This is a genomic window from Streptomyces chilikensis (assembly GCF_001642695.1).
Taxonomy (GTDB): Bacteria; Actinomycetota; Actinomycetes; order Streptomycetales; family Streptomycetaceae; genus Streptomyces; species Streptomyces chilikensis.
In genome coordinates this window covers 3,556,630-3,564,505 of sequence record NZ_LWCC02000005.1, presented here as the reverse complement: position 1 = coordinate 3,564,505, position 7,876 = coordinate 3,556,630, and the positions used below count along the sequence as shown (strand labels likewise).

The window sequence follows — 7,876 nt, the reverse complement described above, 5'->3', positions numbered from 1 at the left end:
CGGGATGCGGGTGGCGCTGGCGGGGCTGACCACCCGGGGGCGCTCGTTCCTCGCCGCGGGGATCGCGGCGGGGGTGTGCGCGTACGTGCTGGGGCAGGAGGACCTGCTGCGGGCGGGGCTGCTGCTGGCGGCGCTGCCGTTGCTGTCCGCCGTGGCGGTGCACCGGACCAGGCACCGGGTGACGTCCTCGCGCCGGCTGTCGCCGGCCCGGGTGCCGGCCGCCGCGGAGGCCCGGGTGCACCTGCGGGTGGACAACGTCTCCCGGATGCCCACCGGCCTGCTGATGCTGCAGGACCGGGTGCCGTACGTGCTCGGGCCCCGGCCCCGGTTCGTGCTGGACCGGATGGAGCCGGGCGGGCGGCGCGAGGTGTCCTACCGGATCCGCTCCGACCTGCGGGGCCGGTATCCGCTGGGTCCGCTGGAGCTGCGGCTGGCCGACCCGTTCGGGATGTGCGAGCTGACCCGCTCGTTCGCGGCGCGCGACATGCTGACGGTGGTGCCGCGGGTGGAGCCGCTGCCGCCGGTGCGGCTGGGCGGAGGGGCCCAGGGGTACGGCGACGGGCGGCGGCGTTCTATGGCGGTGGCCGGCGAGGACGACGTGCTGCCGCGCGGTTACCGGTACGGCGACGACCTGCGCCGGGTGCACTGGCGGTCCACCGCGCGGTACGGCGAGCTGATGGTCCGCCGTGAGGAGCAGCCGCACCGGGCGCGGTGCACCGTGCTGCTGGACACCCGGCGGATCGCCTACCGGGGCGCGGGACCGGGTTCGGCGTTCGAGTGGTCGGTGTCCGGGGCGGCCTCGGTGCTGACGCACATGCTGGAGCGGGGGTTCTCGGTGCGGCTGCTGACCGACACCGGCAGCCAGGTGCCCGGCGGGGGCGCGGCCTCGGTCGGGGACGCAGGCGCCGGGACGGCGGAGGCGGCGGAGCTGCTGATGGACACCCTGGCGGTGGTCGGCCACTCCGACGGCGCCGGGCTGTCCCGCGCGCGGGACGCGCTGCGTCAGGGCGGCGAGGGGCTGCTGGTGGCGTTCCTGGGCGCGCTGGACGAGGAACAGGCGCGGATCGTCGCGCGGATGCGTCACCGCGCCGGTGGTGCGGTGGCCTTCCTCCCGGACGACGGGGACGGGGCCGGTGAGGACCGTCCCGCCGGTGACGGCCGGGCCGCGGGCGGGGCCGGGCGGATGCTGCGGGAGGCCGGCTGGACGGTGGTGCGGGCGCCGCGGGGCGTCGCGATGGCCACGGTCTGGCAGCGGGCGGAGCGGGAGCGCGCGGGCGCGGCGGAAGGCGGTGACCGGTGATGGGCGTCACGGCCCGGAAGACGCTGGCCTCGGTGGCGGCGACCCTGCTCACCGCGACGGCGTTGCTTCCCCTGATCGACAAGGGGTCCTGGTTTCCGCGGGCGTTCCTGGCGGTCCTGCTGACGGCGGGTGTGGGCGCGGCGGCGCGGCGGTTGTCGATGCCCCGGCCGGCGGTGGTCGCCGTGCAGCTGGTGGCCTCGCTGGCCCTGCTGTCGTTCTACTTCGCCCGGCGGCAGGCGGTGGCCGGGGTGCTTCCCGGCCCCGGCGCGGTGCGGCGCCTGGCGCGGCTGCTGCGGCAGGGGCTCGCGGACGTGACGGAGTACGCGACCCCGGCGCCGCTGACCGACGGCATAGCGCTGCTGCTGATCGGCGGCGTGCTGGTGATCGGGCTGCTGGTGAACGCCCTCGCGGTGACCTACGGCCTGGCCGCCCCGGCCGGTCTGCCGTTGCTGGCGTTGTACTCGGTCGCCGCGGGTCTCTCCGACGAGGGCACCCACTGGTTCTCGTTCTGCCTGGCGGCGGCCGGATACCTGGCGCTGCTGCTGGCCGACGGGCGGGAGCGGCTGACCCGGTGGGGCCGGGCGTTCGGCGGTGCGGGCACGGTCTCCCCCGCCCGCAGCGGGCAGCGGGCCGGACGCCGGATCGGTGCGGTCGCGCTCGGGGTGGCGCTGCTGGCGCCGGCCGCCCTGCCCTCCCTGGACGGCGGCCTGGTGGGCGGCGGTTCCGGCGACGGCCGCGGCGACGGCCCGGGCGGCCCGGTCAGTTCGGTGGACCTGCTGGTGGAGCTGCGGGACAACCTCAACGAGAGCGACGACCGCACGGCGCTGACCGTGCGCACCACTTCGCGGCGGACCGGCGACCTGTACCTGCGGATCGTCTCCCTGGACGAGTTCGACGGCAGGACCTGGGAGGCGTCGCCGCGGCGGACGGTCGCGGTGCCGGACCGCTTCCCCACGCCTCCTGGGCTGGGCCCGCAGGTGGACCGGCGTGAGGTGACCAGCCGGATATCGGCGGCCGACTGGTACCGGCAGCGGCACCTGCCGATGCCCTACCCGGCGACCTGGGCCGACGCGCCCGGCGCCTGGCGGCTCGACCCGGTGGGCCTGACCGTGGCCGGCGGGGGGGAGGCCACGACCGGGGGGAGGAGCTGGCAGGTGGCCAGCCTGGAGGTGCTGCCGACCCGCGAGCAGCTGGCCGGCGCGCCGGCCCCCGGCCCCGAGCTGCGGAACTTCACGGAGCTCCCGTCCTCGCTGCCCGAGGAGGTCTCCGAGCAGGCGCGCGAGGTCACCGAGGGCGCGCGGAACGCCTACGAGCAGGCGGTCGCGCTCCAGGAGTGGTTCTCGCTGACCGGGAGGTTCACCTACGACACGCAGGTGGAGGTGGGCGAGGACCCGAGGGCGATCACCCGCTTCCTGCGCGACCGCAGGGGGTTCTGCATCCACTTCTCCTTCGCGATGGCCTCGATGGCGCGGTCGCTGGGCATCCCGGCCCGGGTGGCGGTCGGTTTCGCCCCCGGCACGGAACAGGGCGACGGCAGCGTCGAGGTGAGCCTGCGGGACGCGCACGCCTGGCCGGAGCTCTACTTCGAGGGCGTGGGGTGGACCCGGTTCGAGCCCACGCCGACGCGGGGCACCCGGCCGGAGTACACCCGGCCGCAGACCACGCCGGGGGCGACGGCCCGGCCCTCCCGGGCGGCTCCCGAGGACACCGCGTCGGCCGAGCCCAGCGCGCGGCCCTCCGCGAGCGTCAGCTGCACGGTGGAGCTGAAGCGGCTGGACGCCTGCCCGGAGCCGACCGGTCCGGCGCTGGTGGCCGACGGGGGCGGCGGGCCAGGTTGGCCCGGACCGCTGCTGTGGACGGCGGCCGGGCTGGCGCTGGTGCTGCTGCCCCTGTCGCCGATGCTGTGGCGGCTGCGGGTGCGGGCGCTGCGGCTGGGGACGCACGGCAGGGGCGAGGCGGACGTGCTGCCGCACACGCTGCGGGTGTGGCGCGAGCTCACGGACACCGCCTGGGACCTCGGCATACCGCCGGACGACTCGCTGACGCCGCGCCGGGCGGCGGAACGGATCGTGCGGATCGGCCGCCCGGACCCGGCCACGGCGGAGGCGGTGCACCGGGTGGCGTCCGCGGTGGAGCGGGTGCTGTACGCGCCGCGGGCGCGGGCGGTGCCGGGCCTGTCCGCGGACGTGCGGGGTGCGTGCGCGGTGCTGCGGGGATCGGTGAGCCGGGGCACGCGGCTGCGCGCCCTCCTCGCCCCCCGTTCGGCCGCCCGCGTCCGCTGGGCCCTGGCGTCCCGGAGCGCGCGGGTCCGGTCCCGGCTGTCCCGGCGCCCGGCCTGAGGCCCGCCGGGCGTGGCGCACCCGGCGGGCCTCAGGCCGCCAGGCCGGCATCCCCGGGGGACCCGCCGCCGGTGGCGGCCCTCGGGAGGGCCGGGCGGACCTGTCGGAACTGACGTTTCGTCAACTAGCTTGTCCTGGACCAGAATTCGACCCAGGGAGCTTCATGTCCACCGCGCAGCAGGTGCCCGACATCCTTTCGCCGGAGTTCGCCGCGGACCCCTACCCCGCGTACCGCGTCTTCCGGGACAGCGCGCCCCTCCTGTGGCACGAGGCCACGCAGAGTTACCTCGTCTCGCGCTACGAGGACGTCGAGCGCGTGTTCAAGGACAAGCAGGGCCAGTTCACCACCGACAACTACGACTGGCAGATCGAGCCCGTCCACGGGAGGACGATCCTGCAGCTGAGCGGACGCGAGCACGCCGTGCGCCGCGCCCTGGTGGCGCCCGCCTTCAGGGGGACCGATCTGCAGGAGAAGTTCCTGCCCGTCATCGAGCGCAATTCGCGCGAGCTGATCGACGGCTTCCGGCACACCGGCTCGGCCGATCTGGTCGCGGACTACGCCACCCGCTTCCCGGTCAACGTCATCGCCGACATGCTGGGCCTGGACAAGGGCGACCACGCGCGGTTCCACCGCTGGTACACGGCCGTCATCGCGTTCCTCGGCAACCTGTCGGGGGACCCCGAGGTGGCCGCGGCGGGCGAGCGGACCCGGGTGGAGTTCGCCGAGTACATGCTGCCGATCATCCGCGAACGCCGTGACCGTCCGGGCTCCGACCTGTTGTCCACGCTCTGCGCGGCCGAGGTGGACGGCGTCCGGATGAGCGACGAGGACGTCAAGGCGTTCTGCAGCCTGCTGCTGGCGGCCGGGGGCGAGACCACGGACAAGGCCATCGCCGGCATCTTCGCGAACCTGCTGCGCCATCCCGACCAGCTCGCCGCCGTCCGGGAGGACCGCGGCCTGATCCCGCGGGCCTTCGCGGAGACGCTGCGGTACACGCCGCCGGTCCACATGATCATGCGGCAGTCGGCGCAGGAGGTGGAACTGAGCGGCGGCACCATACCCGCCGGCGCCACCGTCACCTGCCTGATCGGCGCCGCCAACCGCGACGACAGGCGTTACGCCGATCCCGACCGCTTCGACATCTTCCGCGAGGACCTGACCACCACGACGGCGTTCTCCGCCGCCGCCGACCACCTGGCCTTCGCGCTCGGCCGGCACTTCTGCGTCGGCGCGCTGCTGGCGAAGGCCGAGGTGGAGATCGGTGTCGGCCAGTTGCTCGACGCCATGCCCGACGTCCGGGTCGCCGAGGGCTTCGAGCCGGCCGAGCAGGGCGTCTTCACCCGGGGCCCGGACCGCCTCCCCGTGCGGTTCACGCCGGTGTCCGGCTGACGCGGCGGGCCCGCGGCGCGGTACGGGCGCCGCGGGCCCGCGGCCTCACCCCACGACCGGCGTGAAGTGCACCGGGAGGGCGTCGAGGCCCCGCATCCAGATCGACGGCCGCCAGGTCAGCTCCTGCGGATCGACCCCCAGCACCAGGTCGGGCAGCCGGTCCAGCAGGGTCTCGACCGCGGTGCGCGCCATGATGTCCGCCAGCAGCGGAGCGGGGTAGGGGCAGCGGTGCTCCCCGTTGCTGAAGGAGAGGTGGGCGGCGTTCTCGGAGCCCACGTGTCCCTCCGGCCAGATCTGCGGGTCGCTGTTGCCCGCGGCGAGCCCCAGGACCAGGCAGTCGCCGGCCCGGATCTGCCGGCCGCCCAGCTGCACGTCCCCGACGGCCCATCGTCCGATGAAGTTCTGCGTGGGCGTGTCCAGCCACAGCACCTCGTTGAGCGCCTCGCCCACGCTGAGCCTGCCGCCCGAGACGTTCACGGCGAAGCGTTCGTCCGTCAGCAGCAGGCGCAGCGTGTTGCCGATCCAGTTCCCGGTCGGCTGCTGGGCCGCGGCGATCACCGAGATCAGGTCCTGGACGATCTCCTCCTCGGTCAGGCCCGCCGGGTGGGCGAGCATGCGGGACGTGACGTCCGGGCCCGGAGCGGCCCGCTTCTCCTCGACCAGCCGCCTCAGCCGGTCGGCCACCCGGGCGTACGCCGCCACCGGGTCGTCGCCCTCGGCCGCGTCCAGGGAGATGCGCAGGTCGTCCACCAGCCGGTGGGTGTCGGTTCCCGCGGCGGGCATGCCGCACATCTGCACCACGGCCCGCATCGGCAGGGCGTGCGCGTAGCCGGCCATCAGCTCGGCGCTGCCGCTCCCGGCGAACCGGGCGATCAGTTCGTCGGCGATCAGCCGGCAGTTGTGGGCGAGCTCGAACTGGTCGACGCCCTCCAAGGCCTCGGTGATCACTCCGGCCCGCCGGCGGTGCTCGTCGCCCTCGGTGAACAGCACCGAGGGCTGGTACCCGACGAACGGCAGCAGCGGCCAGTCCTCGGGGATCCTCTCCCACTGGTTCCAGCGCCGCGAGTCGCGCGCGAACAGCTCGTCGTGGTTGGTCACGTAGGTGAGCTCGGAGTACCCGAGCACCAGCCAGGCGGGGATGCCGCCCTCCAGCAGCACCGGCGCGACGGCGCCGTGTTCCCGGCGCAGGGCGCGGTACAGCTGTGACGGCGACTGCTGGTACTCCAGTCCCGCCAGGCGGACGGCTCCCCGGTGGGCCGGGCACCCGGGCGGCGCGTCGTGCGGGAGCGGGTGTCCGGTTGCGGTCACGGTGTCGCCTCCTGGGCCATGGCCATGTCGTAGAGGTGGTCCACGAGGGTGATCAGCACGTCCTTGGCCGACTGGCGGTCCCTCGCGTCGCACTCGACCATCGGCACGCGTGCCGGGAGGGCGAGCGCCTGGCGGATCTCGTCCAGGGAGTACCGGTCCTCGTCCTGCTCGAACCGGTTGACCGCCACCACGAACGGGGTCCGGTGGTGCTCGAGCCTGTCGATCGCGTACCAGCAGTCGTCCACCCGCCGGGTGTCCACCAGGACCACCGCGCCCAGCGTCCCCGCGAAGAGCCGGTCCCACAGGAACCAGAAGCGCTCCTGGCCGGGCGCGCCGAACAGGTACAGCACCATGCGGTCGTTGAGGCTGATCCGCCCGAAGTCGAAGGCGACCGTGGTCGTGTTCTTCCGCGAGGCCGGATCGGTCTCGTCGATGCCGACGCCGGCCTGGGTCATCACCTCCTCGGTGTTCAGCGGCCGGATCTCGCTGACCGAGCGGACCAGGGTCGTCTTGCCGACGCCGAAGCCGCCCACGACGACGATCTTCAGTCCGGTCTCCGCCCGGTCCGTCAGCGGCAGGCGCCGGGTGGGCAACTCAGATGTTGCGGAGCCCATGAAGCACTTCCTTGAGCAGTTGCGAATCGGGCAGGCCGGCGACGGACGGCGCCGCCCGCGGGTGGCGGGCCGTGACGCGGCCCGCGTCCAGCAGGTCGGAGAGCAGGATGCGCACCACCGTGATCGGCAGGCGCAGCTCGGCGGCGACCTCGACCACGGCGGTGGGGTGACGGCACAGTTCCAGGATCCGGGCGTGCTCCGACTGCATGCCCGCCGTCGGCTCGCACTCGCTGACGAGCAGGGTGACGAGGTCGAGGGGTTCGCCGGCCCGGTGGCGTCCCCCGGTCACGGTGTAGAGCCGGTCGGGGTCGCCCGTGTCCACGGGCTTGCGCCTCACGACGTGCCGTCCCCGGCGGGATCCCGTGGCTCGGCCCGCAGGTACTCGCCGATCTGCTCGACCAGTTCCGTCATCTGGTGGCCCACCACGCCCGGGTCCGCCTCCTCGTCGGCGAGGACCGCCAGGTGCGCGCCCTCGCCGGCCTCCACGACGAACAGCAGGCCGCCGTGGAACTCGGTCATCGAGTGCCGCACGCCGCCGGTGCCGTCCCCGAACTCCACCGAGGCTCCCTGGGCGAGTGCCTGGATGCCGGAGCAGATGGCGGCGAGCTGGTCGGCCTGGTCGAAGGAGAGGTTCTCGCTCCAGCACAGCTTCAGTCCGTCCCGGGACAGGACCAGTGCGTGCCGGGTGCCGGAGGTGCGCTCCAGCAGGTTCTGCAGGAGCCAGCTGAGGCTGTTGTCGGTGGTCTGCATGCGGGGTGTCGGGGCGGTGGTGCCGGGTGGGCCGGTCCACCGCCCCGGTCCTCCAATCTCACGGGGTCGGCACAGGACGGCGCCGCCGTCCTGCGGGCGGGGGGAAGGGTGTCGCGCTACGGGGCGACGGGGGGCTCGGGGTCGGCCGGGCCGGGGCCGGCGGTCTCGCCGCCGG

At 74.7% G+C, this 7,876-nt stretch carries 7 protein-coding genes; 3 read left to right on the top strand and 4 right to left on the bottom strand.

Features of this window, described 5'->3' with window-relative positions; translation table 11 throughout:
* From A2U95_RS15910 to A2U95_RS15900, 3 genes are all read left to right on the top strand, one after another.
* Positions 1–1,300, top strand: a 1,300-nt coding sequence (locus tag A2U95_RS15910; RefSeq protein WP_166023076.1) for a DUF58 domain-containing protein, incomplete at its 5' end; no start/stop codon positions are given.
* The gene (locus A2U95_RS15905; RefSeq protein WP_166023074.1) at positions 1,300–3,639 is read left to right on the top strand and encodes a transglutaminase TgpA family protein; all 2,340 of its coding nucleotides are present in this window, start codon (positions 1,300–1,302) and stop codon (positions 3,637–3,639) included. The genes A2U95_RS15910 and A2U95_RS15905, both read left to right, overlap by 1 nt.
* Positions 3,640–3,802: 163 nt before the next feature.
* Positions 3,803–5,029 (top strand): cytochrome P450, encoded by a 1,227-nt coding sequence (locus A2U95_RS15900; protein ID WP_166023072.1) that lies wholly within the window; start codon positions 3,803–3,805, stop codon positions 5,027–5,029.
* A gap of 45 nt (positions 5,030–5,074) precedes the next feature.
* Here A2U95_RS15900 and A2U95_RS15895 read toward each other — a convergent pair whose 3' ends face one another.
* Genes A2U95_RS15895 through A2U95_RS15880 form a run of 4 tightly spaced genes read right to left on the bottom strand, consistent with a single transcriptional unit; the run spans position 5,075 to position 7,701 of the window.
* Positions 5,075–6,337: a cytochrome P450 gene (locus A2U95_RS15895; RefSeq protein WP_166023070.1), complete on the bottom strand. Its 1,263-nt coding sequence runs from the start codon at positions 6,335–6,337 to the stop codon at positions 5,075–5,077.
* Complete coding sequence (locus A2U95_RS15890) at positions 6,334–6,951, bottom strand: GTP-binding protein (protein WP_166023068.1); 618 nt, start codon at positions 6,949–6,951, stop codon at positions 6,334–6,336. Before A2U95_RS15890 ends, A2U95_RS15895 begins: the two co-directional genes overlap by 4 nt.
* A complete protein-coding gene (locus A2U95_RS15885; protein ID WP_166023066.1) occupies positions 6,932–7,288 on the bottom strand; it encodes a DUF742 domain-containing protein in 357 nt (118 codons plus the stop codon). Before A2U95_RS15885 ends, A2U95_RS15890 begins: the two co-directional genes overlap by 20 nt.
* Positions 7,285–7,701, bottom strand: a complete 417-nt coding sequence (locus A2U95_RS15880) for a roadblock/LC7 domain-containing protein (RefSeq protein WP_166023064.1) — start codon at positions 7,699–7,701, stop codon at positions 7,285–7,287. The genes A2U95_RS15885 and A2U95_RS15880 overlap by 4 nt, the downstream gene beginning before the upstream one ends.
* Positions 7,702–7,876 lie beyond the last annotated feature (175 nt).

Bases quoted from the DNA above. Each gene is read 5' to 3' on its own strand.
- A2U95_RS15905 (WP_166023074.1), top strand. From the start codon at position 1,300: ATGGGCGTCACGGCCCGGAAGACGCTGGCCTCGGTGGCGGCGACCCTG.
- A2U95_RS15900 (WP_166023072.1), top strand. From the start codon at position 3,803: ATGTCCACCGCGCAGCAGGTGCCCGACATCCTTTCGCCGGAGTTCGCC.
- A2U95_RS15880 (WP_166023064.1), bottom strand. From the start codon at position 7,701: ATGCAGACCACCGACAACAGCCTCAGCTGGCTCCTGCAGAACCTGCTG.
- A2U95_RS15890 (WP_166023068.1), bottom strand. From the start codon at position 6,951: ATGGGCTCCGCAACATCTGAGTTGCCCACCCGGCGCCTGCCGCTGACG.